The sequence below is a fragment of the Streptomyces sp. NPDC051217 genome, from assembly GCF_044455465.1.
Classification (GTDB): Bacteria; Actinomycetota; Actinomycetes; order Streptomycetales; family Streptomycetaceae; genus Streptomyces.
Map to the genome: position 1 here is coordinate 153,190 of NZ_JBITEV010000009.1, position 14,795 is coordinate 167,984.

Annotated in this window: 14 protein-coding genes; 7 read left to right on the forward strand and 7 right to left on the reverse strand. The window is 71.6% G+C overall.

All coding sequences use genetic code 11. The features are described from left to right. Positions 1-266: 266 nt before the first annotated feature. On the forward strand, positions 267-1,871 hold the full coding sequence (serA, locus tag ACIBBB_RS21300; protein WP_398984195.1) for a phosphoglycerate dehydrogenase: 1,605 nt from the start codon (positions 267-269) through the stop codon (positions 1,869-1,871). Positions 1,872-2,036: 165 nt separating this feature from the next. Here serA and ACIBBB_RS21305 read toward each other — a convergent pair whose 3' ends face one another. Together ACIBBB_RS21305 and ACIBBB_RS21310 are read right to left on the reverse strand one after the other, a co-directional pair. After that, positions 2,037-2,567, reverse strand: coding sequence for a hypothetical protein (locus ACIBBB_RS21305; RefSeq protein ID WP_398984197.1), 531 nt, complete (start codon positions 2,565-2,567; stop codon positions 2,037-2,039). Positions 2,568-2,661: 94 nt separating this feature from the next. After that, on the reverse strand, positions 2,662-3,864 hold the full coding sequence (locus ACIBBB_RS21310; RefSeq protein ID WP_398984199.1) for a PucR family transcriptional regulator: 1,203 nt from the start codon (positions 3,862-3,864) through the stop codon (positions 2,662-2,664). Positions 3,865-4,038: 174 nt separating this feature from the next. On the opposite strand from ACIBBB_RS21310, the gene ACIBBB_RS21315 reads away from it, so the two are divergent. Both ACIBBB_RS21315 and pruA read left to right on the forward strand, forming a co-directional pair. Continuing rightward, entirely contained in the window at positions 4,039-4,965 is a 927-nt protein-coding gene (locus ACIBBB_RS21315; protein ID WP_398984201.1) for a proline dehydrogenase family protein, read from the forward strand. A 59-nt stretch (positions 4,966-5,024) separates the two neighbouring features. Next, complete coding sequence (gene pruA / locus ACIBBB_RS21320) at positions 5,025-6,656, forward strand: L-glutamate gamma-semialdehyde dehydrogenase (protein WP_398984203.1); 1,632 nt, start codon at positions 5,025-5,027, stop codon at positions 6,654-6,656. 132 nt (positions 6,657-6,788) lie between these two features. On the opposite strand, the gene ACIBBB_RS21325 is transcribed toward pruA, so the two are convergent. The 4 genes from ACIBBB_RS21325 to ACIBBB_RS21340 all read right to left on the reverse strand — a co-directional run bounded on the left by ACIBBB_RS21325 (position 6,789) and on the right by ACIBBB_RS21340 (position 10,576). Continuing rightward, entirely contained in the window at positions 6,789-7,622 is an 834-nt protein-coding gene (locus ACIBBB_RS21325) for a DUF1206 domain-containing protein (protein ID WP_398984205.1), read from the reverse strand. A 67-nt stretch (positions 7,623-7,689) separates the two neighbouring features. Then, positions 7,690-9,129 carry a lysophospholipid acyltransferase family protein gene (locus tag ACIBBB_RS21330; protein ID WP_398984208.1) on the reverse strand — a complete coding sequence of 480 codons (1,440 nt, stop codon included), beginning with the start codon at positions 9,127-9,129 and terminating at the stop codon, positions 7,690-7,692. Beyond that, complete coding sequence (locus tag ACIBBB_RS21335) at positions 9,126-10,004, reverse strand: phosphatidate cytidylyltransferase (protein ID WP_398984210.1); 879 nt, start codon at positions 10,002-10,004, stop codon at positions 9,126-9,128. The genes ACIBBB_RS21330 and ACIBBB_RS21335 overlap by 4 nt, the downstream gene beginning before the upstream one ends. Beyond that, positions 10,001-10,576 (reverse strand): CDP-alcohol phosphatidyltransferase family protein, encoded by a 576-nt coding sequence (locus ACIBBB_RS21340; protein ID WP_398984212.1) that lies wholly within the window; start codon positions 10,574-10,576, stop codon positions 10,001-10,003. Before ACIBBB_RS21340 ends, ACIBBB_RS21335 begins: the two co-directional genes overlap by 4 nt. Positions 10,577-10,677: 101 nt before the next feature. Here ACIBBB_RS21340 and ACIBBB_RS21345 point away from each other — a divergent pair, with 101 nt between their 5' ends. After that, complete coding sequence (locus ACIBBB_RS21345) at positions 10,678-11,223, forward strand: GNAT family N-acetyltransferase (RefSeq protein ID WP_398984214.1); 546 nt, start codon at positions 10,678-10,680, stop codon at positions 11,221-11,223. A 108-nt stretch (positions 11,224-11,331) separates the two neighbouring features. Here the strand turns inward: ACIBBB_RS21345 and ACIBBB_RS21350 are convergent, their stop codons facing one another. Then, positions 11,332-11,670 carry a PadR family transcriptional regulator gene (locus tag ACIBBB_RS21350; protein WP_398984216.1) on the reverse strand — a complete coding sequence of 113 codons (339 nt, stop codon included), beginning with the start codon at positions 11,668-11,670 and terminating at the stop codon, positions 11,332-11,334. A 292-nt stretch (positions 11,671-11,962) separates the two neighbouring features. Between ACIBBB_RS21350 and ACIBBB_RS21355 the strand changes: the two genes are divergently transcribed. From ACIBBB_RS21355 to ACIBBB_RS21365, 3 genes are all read left to right on the forward strand, one after another. Next, on the forward strand, positions 11,963-12,091 hold the full coding sequence (locus ACIBBB_RS21355; protein ID WP_398984218.1) for a hypothetical protein: 129 nt from the start codon (positions 11,963-11,965) through the stop codon (positions 12,089-12,091). 145 nt (positions 12,092-12,236) lie between these two features. After that, on the forward strand, positions 12,237-13,277 hold the full coding sequence (locus ACIBBB_RS21360) for a 3-isopropylmalate dehydrogenase (RefSeq protein WP_398984220.1): 1,041 nt from the start codon (positions 12,237-12,239) through the stop codon (positions 13,275-13,277). A gap of 228 nt (positions 13,278-13,505) precedes the next feature. Then, positions 13,506-14,609: a branched-chain amino acid aminotransferase gene (locus tag ACIBBB_RS21365; protein WP_398984222.1), complete on the forward strand. Its 1,104-nt coding sequence runs from the start codon at positions 13,506-13,508 to the stop codon at positions 14,607-14,609. The last annotated feature ends 186 nt before the right edge of the window (positions 14,610-14,795 follow it).

Below are 14,795 nucleotides of genomic sequence, written 5' to 3' on the forward strand. Positions count from 1 at the left end.
CGTACGAACCGAGCGCGCACCGGTCGTCCGGCCGGTCGCCGGACGGCCCGTCGGTAAGCGCTTGCGGCGGGTCCGCCACGTACGGGTGATCCGCCCGCCAGGGCGGGAAACCCCCGCCCACGACACCACTACACTGCTGAACACATACGCGTCAGGCCCACAACGTCGTGCGTCTTCCACGCGATCAGGCCCGGACCAGGGCCTGGCACCCTCCGCCGCCTGCGGCCGTCGGGACGGCCGTCCGCAATGGACCTGTGAGGACCCACGTGAGCTCGCGTTCCAATCAAAAGCCGGTTGTACTCATCGCCGAAGAGCTGTCGCCCGCCACTGTCGACGCGCTCGGTCCGGACTTCGAGATCCGCCACTGCAACGGCGCCGACCGCGCCGAACTGCTGCCCGCCATCGCCGACGTGGACGCCATCCTCGTTCGCTCCGCGACCAAGGTCGACGCCGAGGCCGTGGCCGCGGCGAAGAAGCTGAAGGTCGTCGCGCGCGCCGGTGTCGGCCTCGACAACGTCGACGTCTCCGCCGCCACCAAGGCCGGCGTGATGGTCGTCAACGCGCCCACCTCGAACATCGTCACCGCCGCCGAGCTGGCCTGCGGTCTGCTGGTCGCCACGGCGCGCAACATCCCGCAGGCCAACTCCGCCCTGAAGAACGGCGAGTGGAAGCGGAGCAAGTACACGGGCGTCGAGCTGAGCGAGAAGACGCTCGGCGTCGTCGGCCTCGGCCGTATCGGTGTGCTGGTCGCGCAGCGCATGTCGGCGTTCGGGATGAAGATCGTCGCGTACGACCCGTACGTGCAGCCCGCGCGAGCCGCGCAGATGGGCGTCAAGCTGCTCTCGCTCGACGAGCTGCTCGAGGTGTCGGACTTCATCACCGTGCACCTGCCCAAGACCCCCGAGACCCTGGGTCTGATCGGCGACGACGCGCTGCACAAGGTCAAGCCGACGGTGCGGATCGTCAACGCCGCGCGCGGCGGCATCGTCGACGAGGAGGCGCTGGCCTCCGCGCTCAAGGAGGGCCGCGTCGCGGGCGCCGGTCTGGACGTGTACGCGAAGGAGCCCTGCACGGACTCCCCGCTCTTCCAGTTCGACCAGGTCGTCTGCACCCCGCACCTCGGCGCGTCGACGGACGAGGCACAGGAGAAGGCGGGTGTGTCGGTCGCCAGGTCGGTGCGGCTCGCGCTCGCCGGTGAGCTGGTGCCCGACGCCGTCAACGTCCAGGGAGGGGTCATCGCCGAGGACGTACGGCCGGGTCTTCCGCTGGCCGAGAAGCTGGGCCGGATCTTCACGGCGCTGGCGGGCGAGGTCGCCGTACGGCTCGATGTCGAGGTCTACGGCGAGATCACGCAGCACGACGTGAAGGTGCTCGAACTGTCCGCGCTGAAGGGCGTGTTCGAGGACGTCGTCGACGAGACGGTGTCGTATGTGAACGCGCCGCTGTTCGCGCAGGAGCGCGGCGTCGAGGTGCGTCTCACGACATCGAGCGAGTCGCCCGACCACCGCAACGTGGTCACCGTGCGGGGCACGCTCTCGGGCGGCGAGGAGGTGTCGGTCTCCGGCACGCTCGCCGGTCCGAAGCATCTGCAGAAGATCGTCGCGATCGGTGAGTACGACGTCGATGTGTCCCTGGCCGAGCACATGGTCGTCATGCGGTACGAGGACCGTCCCGGCGTCGTCGGCACCGTAGGCCGGATTCTCGGCGAGGCGGGGCTGAACATCGCGGGGATGCAGGTCTCGCGCGCGGAGGAGGGCGGCGAGGCGCTGGTCGTCCTGTCCGTCGACGACAACGTGCCGCCGGCGGTGCTGGTGGAGATCTCCGACGAGATCGGCGCGAACTCGGCTCGCTCGGTGGATCTGACCGACTGACCCAACTGATCCGACCGCTGGATCGTTCAACGCGGCGAGGGGCCCGGGATTCTTCCCGGGCCCCTCGCCGCGTCCGGTCTCGCGTCAATGTGGCCGACGTGGAGCGGGGCGGCGCCCGGGGGCAGGCCGGGGGCGGTCGGGCGTCGGTCCGGTGCCGATCCGGTATCAGGAGGCTGTGACGTTCAGGTGGTACGTCGTGTCGACCCAGAAGCCGTTGTGGTAGGCCGCCTTGATCTCCAGGACGTACTGCCCCGGGAGCAACGGCGTCATGGCCGCCCAGACACCCCACGCGTTACGCCGGTACGACTCCGCCTCGAACGTCGGCGAGGTGAACTCCCGCAAGGGGAGCGGGACACCGTTGAGGGCGGCCTCGGCGCGCGCGACGGGCATGGCGAGGGGCGCCTTCACGTACACGACGGGCCGCTGGACGTTCAGTACCGGGAAGAAGACCGGTCGCCCGGCGGGCATGTCGCACCGTCGCACGACGCGTCCCCCATAGGTCCCCGCCAGGAACCAGAGATCGTGCGGCTGGTTCCAGCCGGCGTGCTCGCCCGTCTCGTCGAGGACCGGGCTGTGGGCGTCCGGCGCCGAGAGCGCCCACTGCCACCACCTCGCCGCCAGTTCCCCGCCCTCCTCGCCGGTCAACTCCCCGGAATTTCCCCTGGCCATCCCGTTGCCCGCCGTCGCATCGCTCACGTGCGTCCCCTCCCCTGAGTCAATCGTCGGCCCCGACTATTCCTCATGCGGGGAAAGTGTGAAGAGGCGGGTGAGGCTCGGCGGATCAGGACGCTCAGGAGGACCTGAGCCGCGCGGATTTCAGCGCCATGTGCAGCAGCAGTCGGTCCTCGCCGTCGGCCAGGTCGAGGCCGGTGAGCTTTTCGACGCGCGACAGCCGGTAGTAGAGGGTCTGGCGGTGAATGCCGAGCTTCGAGGCCGTACGGCCCGCCTGGCCCGCGCAGTCGAGGTAGACCTCCGCCGTGTGCGTCAGCTCCGTGTTCGCGGGCGTCAGCAGCGGGCGTACCGCCGGGTCGATGCCCCGGGGGAGCGACGTCAGCATCCGGAACGGGCCGATCTCCGACCACTGCGCCACCGCGCCGAAGCGCGGCTGCGCGGCCGAGGCGTGGGCCGCCGCGACCGCCTCGTGCCAGGCGGCGGGCAGGTCGGCCAGGCCGCGGCGCGGCGTCGCCGCCCCGGCGGTGGCGCCGGGGGGCGCGGCCTCGCGCAGTTGGGCCGTGGCCGCGAGCGTGGGCGCCAGGGCGTCGGGCGACCGGAGCCGTACGAGCACGGCCAGCACCCGGGGCACCTCCCCGGTGTCGCGGCGCGCCGAGGCGGCATCCGGCGGGGTGGACAGCTCCGGCAGAGCGGACAGCTCCGGCACCGTGCACAGCGCCGCGGTACCGGGCACGGCGCGCACCGCCGGGTCGGCGCCGGCCCATGGCGCGACGCACACCACCATGTGCGGCCCGTCGGCCCCCGGCCCCAGCGCACTGCGCAGCGCCTCCACCGCCATGTCACGCTGCCAGCCGCGCTCCGCCGTCAGTACGGCGCGGAACTCACGCGCCAGATCGGCGCCCGCCTTCACCTCCTCGGCGAGCAGCGCCCCGATCCGCCCCGTCACCTCCATGGCCGCCGCCAATCGGTCGTCCGTGGGGCCCTGGCCGGTGTCGTCGAGCAGCCATACGTAACCGAGCACCGTGCCCCGGTGCCGTACGGGCAGACAGATCCGCCCCCGGAAGACCCCGGCGTCCGGCGCGGCCGGGATCCGGACGGGGCCGGTCGCGCGGGTGATGCCGAAACCCTCGAACCACGCGCGCACCGCGGGAGTGGACTTCCGGGTCAGGATCGAACGCGTCCTGACGGGATCCATCACGCCCTCGTCCTCGCTGTCGTGCACCCCGAAGGCGATCAGCCCGAAGTCCCTGTTCTCCAGCGTCAGCGGCATTCCGAGCAGCGCCGAGATCTCGTCGACCAGCTCCTGGTAATCGTCCTTCACCCGGACATTCTCGCACCGCTTTCAGACATATGTCTGAGATCCCGGCCACGGATGCGTGACAGGTGTCGATGGCAGAGGATCGGACCGGTCCCTAGATTTCACAGTGGTTCTCCGTGCCGTCGCCGGGCGCTCGCGCCCCGTACGGCCTGCTCTTTTCTCCCGTGGAGGTGCCCTGTGCTGGGTCCCGTGATTCTCGCCGCGTCGCGCAGCGACCTCATGCGGCGCGTCGTCTCGGCCGCGCCGGTCACCAGGCCCGTGGTGGACCGCTTCATCGCGGGTGAGACCGTCGACGGTACGACGCCGGTCATCCAGGACATGGCCGACAGCGGCCTCGAAGTCACGATGGACGTCCTCGGAGAGGACATCACGGACCGGGCCGCGGCACTGCACGCCCGAGACGCCTATCTGAAGCTGATCGAGGCCCTCGCGCCGCTGGGGCTCGGCGCCCGCGCGGAGATGTCGGTGAAGCTCTCCTCCTTCGGACAGGCCCTGCGCGGCGGTCACGACCTGGCGCTGAGCAACATCACCACCGTCGTCGAGGCCGCCACCGAGATCGGTACCACCGTTACGCTGGACATGGAGGACCACACCACCGTCGACTCGACGCTCGCCATCCACCGGACGCTGCGGGAGCGCTTCCCGGAAACCGGCGCCGTCGTCCAGTCGTATCTCTTCCGTACGGAGGACGACTGCCGCACTCTCGCCGCCTCGGGATCGCGCGTACGGCTCGTCAAGGGCGCCTACAAGGAGTCGGCGCGGGTCGCGCACCAGGACAAGGGTGAGGTCGACAAGGCGTACGTACGGTGCCTCAAGACCCTGATGGCGGGTGACGGCTACCCGATGGTCGGTTCTCACGACCCGCGCCTCATCGCGATCGCGCAGGACCTCGCCGTACGGGCCGGACGCAAGCTCGACACGTACGAGTTCCAGATGCTCTACGGCATCCGTGAGGCCGAGCAGCGCCGCCTCGCGGCGGAAGGCCACCGGATGCGCGTCTACATCGCGTACGGCACCGACTGGTACGGCTACTTCATGCGCCGGCTGGCCGAACGCCCCGCCAACCTCGCGTTCTTCCTGCGCTCGCTCGCCACCCGCGGCTGACGCGCCGCACCGAGACCGTCGACCGTGAACCGTCCACTGATCAAGGAGATGCGGCCCCCATGGACGCTGTGACCCAGGTCCCCACGCCGGTCAACGAGCCGGTGCGCGGCTACGCCCCCGGTTCCCCGGAGCGCGCCCGCCTCGAAGCGAAGCTCAAGGAGCTGGCCGACCACCCCGTCGACCTGCCGATGACCATCGGCGGCGAGAAGCGGATGGGCGGCGGCGAGCGCTTCGACGTCGTGCAGCCGCACAACCACCAGGCCGTCCTCGGTACGTACGGCAACGCCACCGAGCAGGACGCGCAGGACGCCGTGGACGCCGCGCTGGCCGCCGCCCCCGGCTGGCGCGCGATGGCCTTCGACGACCGCGCCGCGATCATCCTGCGCGCCGCCGAGCTGCTGTCGGGCCCGTGGCGCGAGACCCTGGCCGCCTCGACCATGCTGGGCCAGTCGAAGACCATCCAGCAGGCGGAGATCGACACCCCGTGCGAGCTGATCGACTTCTGGCGCTTCAACGTCTCGTACGCGCGCGACATCCTCGCCGAGCAGCCGCGGGCCAACTCCACCGGTGTGTGGAACCGGCTCGACCACCGGCCGCTCGAAGGCTTCGTCTACGCGATCACGCCCTTCAACTTCACCGCGATCGCCGGAAACCTGCCGACCGCGCCCGCGCTGATGGGCAACGTCGTCGTATGGAAGCCGTCGCCGACGCAGACGCACGCCGCCGTGCTGCTGATGAGCCTTCTTGAAGAGGCGGGGCTGCCCAAGGGCGTCATCAACCTCGTGACCGGTGACGGACTGGCCGTGTCCGAGGTGGCGCTCAACCACCCCGAGCTGGCGGGCATCCACTTCACCGGCTCCACCAAGACCTTCCAGCACCTGTGGAAGACCGTCGGCGGCAACATCGAGAAGTACCGCTCCTACCCGCGCATCGTCGGCGAGACCGGCGGCAAGGACTTCGTCGTCGCCCACCCGAGCGCCGACCGCGGTGTCCTCAAGACGGCGCTGACCCGCGGCTCGTTCGAGTACCAGGGCCAGAAGTGCTCGGCGTCCTCGCGTGCGTACGTCCCGGCCTCGATCTGGAACGACGGCTTCAAGGAGGAGTTCGCGGCGGAGGTCGACGCCATCGCCATGGGCGACGTCACCGACCTGTCCAACTTCATCGGCGCCGTCATCGACGAGCGGGCCTTCGCGAAGAACAAGGCCGCGATCGACCGCGCCGCCGCCGACCCGACGTGCACGATCGTCGCCGGTGGTACGTACGACGACTCCGTCGGCTACTTCGTCCGCCCCACGGTCATCGCCTGCACCGACCCGGCCAACGAGGTCTTCACGACGGAGTACTTCGGCCCCATTCTCGCAATCCACGTCTACGAGGACGCGGAGTACGAGGCGATGCTGGCGCAGATGGAGTCGGTCTCGGCGTACGCGCTGACCGGCGCCGTCATCGCCGGTGACCGCGCGGCGGCGGCCGACGCGATGGCCAAGCTCCGCTACGCGGCGGGCAACTTCTACATCAACGACAAGTCGACCGGCGCCGTGGTCGGCCAGCAGCCCTTCGGCGGCGGCCGTGCCTCCGGCACCAACGACAAGGCGGGTGCCCCGCAGAACCTCATGCGATGGACCCTGACGCGTTCGATCAAGGAATCGCTCGTGTCCCCGACGGACTACCGCTACCCGCACATGGGCTGAGGCCGGGCCCCGTCCCCACAACCCCCGCCCCCGTGCCGGCCCAACCCGGTACGGGGGCGGTGTCTTCCTCAGAAGGATCACGCCGCCGCCCCGCCTCTTCACGGAGGCGGGGCGGCAGCGGCGGCAGTGGGCTCAGACCTTGCGATAGCGCGCCATACCGAACGAGAACAGGCCGAAAAGTACGAGGCCCAGCGCGACCAGTGCCAGCAGCCAGGGGCCGGCGGGAGTGTCGGTGAAGGAGCGCAGCGTGTCGTCGAAGCCCTTCGCCTTGTCGGGCTCGTAATCGACGGCCGCCTTGATCACGAACCAGCCGATCGCCGCGAACAGCAGCCCGCGCGCCAGCCCGCCGCCGACCCCGGTCACGTCCATGAACCGCTTCGCCCTGTGGGACATCTGTCCGAGCTTCAGATGCTTGTGATACGACCGCTTCGCGGCGCGCGCCCCGATCCACAGACCGGCGGCCAGGATGCCGATGCCCGCGGCACCGACGAGCCACTGGCCCGCCGGCAGTTCCAAAGCCTTGGCCGTGACGTCCTGCGACTGCTGATCGCCCGAGGAGCCGCCCTTGTCCCCGGCGGCGAAGCTCAGCACGGAGTAGGCCACGAAGCCGTAGAACAGGAAGCGCGCGGCCGACAGCAGCCGTTTGCCGGGCTTGTGACCGTCCGGTCCCGAGGCGCCGAACAGCGCCTCGGACAGCCGCCACAGGGACATGCCGACGAGACCGATGCCCAGTGCCCACAGGACGAAGGAGCCCATCGGCTTCTCGCCGATCTCGGCCAGCGCGCCACCGCGGTCCGCCTGCTTGCCGCCACCGCCGAAGGCGATCTGGAGCGCCAGCAGCCCGATCAGCAGATAGATCACGCCGCGCGCCACGAAACCCCAGCGCGCCGCGGCGTCCATCGCCGAACTGTTCGCCGCCTGGCGGCCCTTGTTACGGCCTCTGAGTGACATCGCCTGTACGTTCATGTGGCACCCTCCCCTTCGTCCGTCGGGTGCCCCGGGGCCGGACGTGGAAACAGGGCGGCCGGCACGCTCAGCTCCAGCCCGCCACGATCAGTGACAGCCCGGCGGCGAAGCCGACAGCGAGCAGGGCCACGTACGCGCCGTAGTGGCGTCGGAATCGGCGCAGCAGGAGGCCGAGCGCGGCGAAGGCGGCGCCGACCGTCAGCGTCCGTGCGCCGCGCGCCTGCGCGGACTCCGCGAGCCAGCCGGCCGCCGGTACGCCGGCGCGGCCCGCCTCGGCGGCGTACACCTTGAACGGGATGCCGTTCCACGGCTGGTGGCGTACGGCGCCGGCGGACTCGACCGCCAGCTCGTGGCGTACCTCCGCCCGCATCCGGTCCGTCGTCAGCGGCGCGGGCAACTGGAGCCCCGTGTTCGCGAGTTGGAGCGCCAGCAGCCCGCCGGCCAGGCTCCCCGCGAGCGCGGCGACGGAGAGCCGCAGCGCGGCGCGGGGGACGGCGACGCACGCGACACCCAGGAGCAGTTCGGGCATCAGCGGCCAGCTCAGCGCCTCCGCGCAGGCCCAGGCGAAGGCGGCCGGCAGCCCCAGGCGGGACGCGGCCACCGCCGCGACCCGGCGCCGTACGGGGGAGTCGGGCAACGGCTCCGAACCCGCACGCGCGTGCAGCGCCGCGACCGCCGCCCGCGCGTCCTCCGGCGTCGCCGACGGCGGCAGCGGCTCACCGATCCGTACCCGCACCAGCGACGAACGCAGCCGCCCGTGCTTGGGCAGCAGCCGGTCCGTGCCGCCGATACCCACCGGTACGACGGGGACGCCCGCGCGCTCGGCGAGTACCAGGGCCCCGCGGTGGAAGGCGCCGACGGCGCCGTCCGCCCCGCGCGTGCCCTCGGGGAAGAGGACGACCGCGCGGCCGGCCCGCAGCCCGTCCGCCATGGACAGCAGGTCGTCCATACCGCCGCCGGTGCGCCGTACGGGGAAACCGGCGGCGAGCACACGGCAGATTCGGCGCCGCCACGGGGAGGCGAACCAGTAGTCGGCCGCCGCACCGATGGTGGGACGGTGCCGGGCGTCGAGCGCCGCCAGCAGCGCGGCGGTGTCCGCGTGCGAGGAGTGGTTGGCCACAACTACGCACCCACGGGGCGGCAGTTGACCGTGCCGCCGCACACCGCCGGTGACGGTGAGGACGAGCCACCACAGGGCGCGCCGCAGCACCGCGCCGAGCCGGGAGGGCGAGACGGCGGGCGTCGGCGCGGGAGGGGGGCCGCCGCGCCCGCCGGAGACGGTGCGCCGCCCCCGCCCGCGCCCACCCAGCCGCCCCGGCCCACGAAGCCGCCCCCGCGTCCCCCGCTCGCAGGGCTCGCCGGGCCTGTCGGCCGCGAACGCGACAGCCACCGAGCCCGCCCCCACCCCCGTACGCCCTCGTCGGTGTCCGACGGCGCGCGTGGTGCGCTCCCGCAGTCGTCGCGGAGCCGACCGCGCCGCCCTTCGGGCAGAGATCCGTGCGGTCATGCCGTCACCACCATCGCGAGCAGGAGAGCCAACAGCAGGGAGTCGATCCGGTCGAGCAGTCCGCCGAAGCCCGGCAGCCAACTGCCCGCGTCCTTCACGCCCGCCTCCCGCTTGACCATGGATTCGAGCAAGTCGCCCAGTACGCAGCCGATCAGCACCGCCGCCCACAGAAGCGGTGTGAAGGCGCCGACCGCGGCCAGGGCGAGGCCGGTCGCCCCCGCGGCGCCCAGCACCCCCGCCCACGTCTTGCTGGGGGAGAGGGGCGACAACGGCCGCGCCAGCGGGCCGCGCCGACCCAGCGCCGTGCCGCCGCACCACGCCCCGACGTCGCCGAGCGCGACCGCCAGCCCGACCGCGACAGCCGTGTCCTGAAGCACCACAAGTCCGGTGAGCGGAAGGGGAATCCACAACAGGGCGAAGACGGTGCGAGCGGAGCGGGTGAAGCCCCGTTCGTGGTCGCCGGCCAGCAGCGCCGGCAGTGCCGCCGCCACCAACAGGAGAACCACCACCCGGAGATCGACCGCCCCCGGGTCCACGGCCTCGGGCACCAGCCACGCGAGCGCCGGAAGTACGACGGCGGCCACGGCCAGCACGGCGTGCTCCGCGCGCGGGAGCCCCGCCATCCGTACGTACTCGCTCACCGCAGTCACCCCGAGCGCCGCGGCCAGCGCGAACGCGCCCCCGGCTCCCAGGAACAGCGACCCGAGGAAGACAGGCGCGGCGATCGCCCACGTCCGCCATCGTTTGCGCAGCTCCGCCCGCATCGCGACGCGCGCCGGCAGCGCCGCCACGGCGATGCCGCTCGCCCCGAGGGCGCCGGCGACGAGGGGCGCGGCGCGCCCAACGGCCTCGCCCGCGACCAGGACGCCGCTCATGCGAGCTTCCTCCAGACCCAGCCGAAGCGGACGACGGCCGTGAGCGCCGAGCCCGCCGCGATCACGAGGAGCACCGGCACCGCCCAGCCCGTCGCGGTGGCGATGACGACGAGCAGGCAGCGTTCGGTTTTGCCGACGGGGCCGCCGTTACGGCGCGGCGCGCCCGCCGCGGTACCCGCGAGGGACACCCAGGACGGGAGCGTCGCCGCCAGCCCCGCCACCGCGACCAGCCACAGCGGCGCGAGCGTGATGAAGCCGGCGAGCACGACCAAGTCGGCGGCGCGGTCGCCGAGTTCGTTGAGGACGGCGCCGCGCCGGGTCGTCCGGCCGGTGTCCCGTGCCAGCGCCCCGTCGAGATTGGCGAAGGCCAGGCGGGCGGCGAGGAGGACGGCGACCGGGAGCGCGGCGAGCGGTCCGGCGGGCAGCAACGCCACGGCGGCGCCCGCACCGGCCGCACTGACGACACCCGCCGCGGTGAGCGTGTCGGGCGACACCTCTCGACGGACGAGGGCGGCCCGGACTCCGGAGAGCCGGGACGCGTACCAGGGCTTGAGTGCGTAAAGGCCGTTCATGTGGCCAACTGTCGTGGCAGGCACGTTTTTTCGACATGGAGCAACTACTCAACCGAGCACTGAGTACCTGCGCGGGCCCCTGGCCTGAAAGAGTGAGACGCATGTCAGACCCGCTGCGCACCGCGCACACCTTCGAGCTCGACCCGGCGACCCTCGGCGAGATCCGCACCCTCCTGGACGACGCCTTCGACGGGAATTTCAGTGAGGAGGACTGGACGCACGGGCTCGGCGGCGTCCATGTCCTCGTACGGGACGGGGCGGGCGCCCTCGTCGCGCACGGCAGCGTGATCCAGCGCCGGCTGACGCACGCGGGCCAGTCCTACCGGGTGGGTTACGTGGAGGCGGTCGCCGTCCGTCCCGACCGGCGCGGGGACGGGCTCGGCGGCCGGGTTCTGGAGGTGCTGGAGCGGGTCGTCGGCCGGGCGTACGACGTCGGCGCGCTCTCCGCCTCCGAGACGGGCTCCGGGCTCTACCGGTCACGGGGCTGGCATCGTTGGGAGGGCCGCGTCGAGGTGCTGGGCCCGGACGGGGTCGTGCGGCTGCCGGAGGAGGAGGGGACGACCTTTCTCTGGCCGGTGCCCGATCGTGAACTTCCGTCCCCCGACGGCGCGTTGATCTTCGACTGGCGCGACGGCGACGTGCTGTAGACGGGCGGACCGCGTCGGCTCGGCCCTCGCCGCACCGCTCACCGCCCGCGCTGCCCCTCCGCTGCCCGCACGGCTCCCAGCCGTCCGGCGCGAACTCCGTCGGGACGCTCATGACGCCTCCTCGGTGCGCAGTATGCTCCGCACGGTGGTGTGGAACTCCCGCCACTTCCCGCTCTCGGTGGCGAGCAGGCGCCGGCCCTCGTCCGTCAGCCGGTAGTAGCGCCGCCCGGGGCCGCGCTCGGCGGCGCGGAACTCCCCGACGACCAGTCCGGCCTCTTCGAGCCGGTTGAGCACCGGATAGAGCGTGCCGCCCTTGATGTCGCCGAGCCCGGCGCCCGCGAGGGCCTTGGAGATCTCGTACCCGTAGCTCTCCCCGCCGGTGAGACAGGACAGGACGAGGAGGTCGAGGACCCCCTTGAGCCAGCTTGATCTGCGGTCTGCCGCCATGCCTCCATTCCACCACCACCTAGATAGGCATACGAGCTAGATAGCCATGCCGGATCAAGGCCGCCGTCTCAGATAGTAGGAAGTCCGAGTAACTGTGGAGACAGAACGGCCCGGCTCCCTTAGCTTTGTAGGAGCCGAACGACTCGCTTGATCCAGCGAACGGCGGACGTGAGCGATCGCCCTCACGCAGGCAACCCCTGCGGCGCGAGCTCCCCGCCCATCCGGCGCCCAGCAGATGCCTCGTACGGCCCCCCAATCCGTATGCCTCAGCTGTCTCAAGGAGTCGATCACCATGGCCGAGACAACAGCCCGCCGCGTCCGTCACCACGCCCGCGGCAACGAGTCGGACCGCAAGAACGCCGCAGCGGCCCTCCAGCGCGCCCTCGACCGCAGGGACAACGGCGGCTCCACCGGCCACTGAGCCGGAGCGGGCCCCGTCACCGACGCCGTACCCCCGCGGGACCGGCCGGCGCCTTACCCCGCGCACACGCCCCGCGTGAAACACGCCCTGTCCGAATCGTGGACCACGCGTGTCAGGCACTGGGACGCGCAGTAAGGTGCCCGTCATGTCTCGCAGCATCAATCTCGCAGTGATCCCCGGTGACGGCATCGGCCAGGAGGTCGTGGCACAGGGCCTGAAGGTCCTCGGCTCCGTACTCCCGCAGGATGTGAAGCTGGAGACCAAGGAGTACGACCTCGGCGCCCGGCGCTGGCACCGTACCGGGGAGACCCTCCCGGACGCGGAGCTCGCCGCGCTCAAGACGCACGACGCGATCCTCCTCGGTGCCATCGGCGACCCCTCCGTGCCGTCCGGGGTCCTGGAGCGGGGGCTGCTGCTGAAGCTGCGGTTCGCCTTCGACCACTACGTGAACCTGCGGCCGTCGAAGCTCTACCCGAACCAGGCCACACCGCTGTCCGGCCGTCCGGACATCGACTTCGTCGTCGTACGTGAAGGCACCGAGGGCCCGTACACGGGCAATGGTGGTTCCCTGCGCACCGGTACGCCCGCCGAGGTGGCCACCGAGGTCAGCCTCAATACGGCGTACGGCGTGGAGCGGGTCGTGCGCGACGCGTACGAGCGTGCCAACTCCCGCCCCCGCAAGAAGCTGACGCTTGTCCACAAGAACAACGTCCTCGTGTACGCGGGCCACCTCTGGAAGAGGATCTTCGACCGGGTCGGCCAGGAGTACCCCGACGTCTCCACCGACTATCTGCACGTCGACGCCGCGACGATCTTCTTCGTCACCCAGCCCGAGCGTTTCGACGTGATCGTCACCGACAACCTCTTCGGTGACATCCTCACCGACCTCGCCGCTGCCGTGACCGGCGGCATCGGCCTGGCCGCCTCCGCGAACATCAACCCCGACCGGGCGTTCCCGTCCATGTTCGAGCCCGTCCACGGCTCGGCGCCGGACATCGCGGGCCAGGGGAAGGCCGACCCCACGGCCACGATCCTCTCGGTCGCACTGCTGCTGCGGCACCTCCGCTTCGACGCCGAGGCCGCCCGTATCGAGGAGGCCGTCGCGGCCGACCTCGCGGAGCGCGGCAGCGCTCCCCGTACGACCGACGAGATCGGTGACGCGCTCGTCGTACGAGTAGCGAGCTGACCCGACGACGCCTTCCGCAGCCGCCGGGTCCCAGCACCCGGCGGCTGTGCTTTGCGGCCACCGGGTGTCACCATCATCCGTAGGGCCGCATTCACCCCGTTTCATGCCCGGCTCAGCCACGCGCCACAATGGCAGTGGGCCGTAGCGTGAGGGAAAGCTCGGACGTCCTAGTACCTGTAGCGGCGTGAGCGCGGTCCGTCATACACAACCGGTGAAGGACAAGAACTCATGACCACGCCCACGACGTCGTTGCCCACTCTCGCGCTCAAGCCCTCGTCGAATCCGCTGTCCGACGCGCAGCGCGAGGCGATCCTGGCCGCTCCCGGCTTCGGCCGCCACTTCACCGACAACATGGTGACCATCAGGTGGACGGAGGGCCGGGGCTGGCACGACGCGGAGCTGGTGCCGTACGGGCCGCTCTCGCTCGACCCGGCCAACATGACGCTGCACTACGCGCAGGAGATCTTCGAAGGGCTGAAGGCGTACCGCCGTCCCGACGGCAGCGTCGCCACCTTCCGGCCCGAGACCAACGCCCTGCGCTTCCAGGTCTCGGCGCGCCGGCTCGCGATGCCCGAGCTGCCGGCCAAGACGTTCATCGAGGCGTGCGACGCGCTGGTGCGGCAGGACGAGGCGTGGGTGCCGCCGCACGGTGGCGAGGCGTCGCTGTATCTGCGGCCGTTCATGATCGCGACCGAGGTCGGCCTCGGCGTGAAGCCGTCGAACGAGTATCTGTTCCTCGTCATCGCCTCCCCCGCCGGCGCCTACTTCCCGAGCGGTGTGAAGCCCGTCTCGGTGTGGCTCTCCGAGAACTATGTGCGCGCCGTTCCCGGCGGCATGGGCTTCGCCAAGACCGGCGGCAACTACGCGGCCTCGCTGCTCGCGCAGGCCGAGGCGGCGGCCGAGGGCTGCGACCAGGTCGTCTGGCTGGACGCGCTGGAGCACCGCTGGGTCGAGGAGATGGGCGGGATGAATCTGTACTTCGTGTACGGGGACAAGATCGTCACTCCCGAGCTCACCGGCTCGCTGCTGGCCGGCATCACCCGTGACTCGCTGCTCAAGATGGCGAAGGACCTCGGCTACTCGTCCGAGGAGCGCCGTATCTCCACCGAGGAGTGGCGCCGCGACACCGAGAACGGCACCCTCACCGAGGTCTTCGCCTGCGGTACGGCCGCCGTCATCACGCCGGTCGGCCTCGTCAGGTCGACGAGCGGTGAGTGGACGCACTCGGGCGGTGAGACCGGCGAGGTCACGACGAAGCTGCGCAAGGCGCTGCTGGACATCCAGACGGGCCGGGCGGAGGACGTCCACGGGTGGATGCACCACGTGGTCTGACGCGCGCTGTCGCGGACGCCGGCGGGGACGCCGACATGGTCGCGGGGGGGGGGGGGGGGGGGGGGGGGCCCCCCCCCCCCCCCGCGGGGGGGGGGGGGGGGGGGGGGGGGGGGGGGGGGGGGGGGGGGCCGCCTTCGGCGGGTTCGGCGCGTGGGACGGGTTCGGCGCGTCCCGCGCGTTCGGGTT

Excerpts from the sequence above, each read along its gene's own strand:
- pruA (WP_398984203.1), top strand. The coding sequence starts at position 5,025 with ATGGACGCTGTGACCCAGGTCCCCACGCCGGTCAACGAGCCGGTGCGC.
- ACIBBB_RS21325 (WP_398984205.1), bottom strand. The coding sequence starts at position 7,622 with ATGAACGTACAGGCGATGTCACTCAGAGGCCGTAACAAGGGCCGCCAG.
- ACIBBB_RS21330 (WP_398984208.1), bottom strand. The coding sequence starts at position 9,129 with ATGACCGCACGGATCTCTGCCCGAAGGGCGGCGCGGTCGGCTCCGCGA.
- ACIBBB_RS21335 (WP_398984210.1), bottom strand. The coding sequence starts at position 10,004 with ATGAGCGGCGTCCTGGTCGCGGGCGAGGCCGTTGGGCGCGCCGCGCCC.
- ACIBBB_RS21340 (WP_398984212.1), bottom strand. The coding sequence starts at position 10,576 with ATGAACGGCCTTTACGCACTCAAGCCCTGGTACGCGTCCCGGCTCTCC.
- ACIBBB_RS21345 (WP_398984214.1), top strand. The coding sequence starts at position 10,678 with ATGTCAGACCCGCTGCGCACCGCGCACACCTTCGAGCTCGACCCGGCG.
- ACIBBB_RS21350 (WP_398984216.1), bottom strand. The coding sequence starts at position 11,670 with ATGGCGGCAGACCGCAGATCAAGCTGGCTCAAGGGGGTCCTCGACCTC.
- ACIBBB_RS21355 (WP_398984218.1), top strand. The coding sequence starts at position 11,963 with ATGGCCGAGACAACAGCCCGCCGCGTCCGTCACCACGCCCGCGGCAAC.
- ACIBBB_RS21360 (WP_398984220.1), top strand. The coding sequence starts at position 12,237 with ATGTCTCGCAGCATCAATCTCGCAGTGATCCCCGGTGACGGCATCGGC.
- ACIBBB_RS21365 (WP_398984222.1), top strand. The coding sequence starts at position 13,506 with ATGACCACGCCCACGACGTCGTTGCCCACTCTCGCGCTCAAGCCCTCG.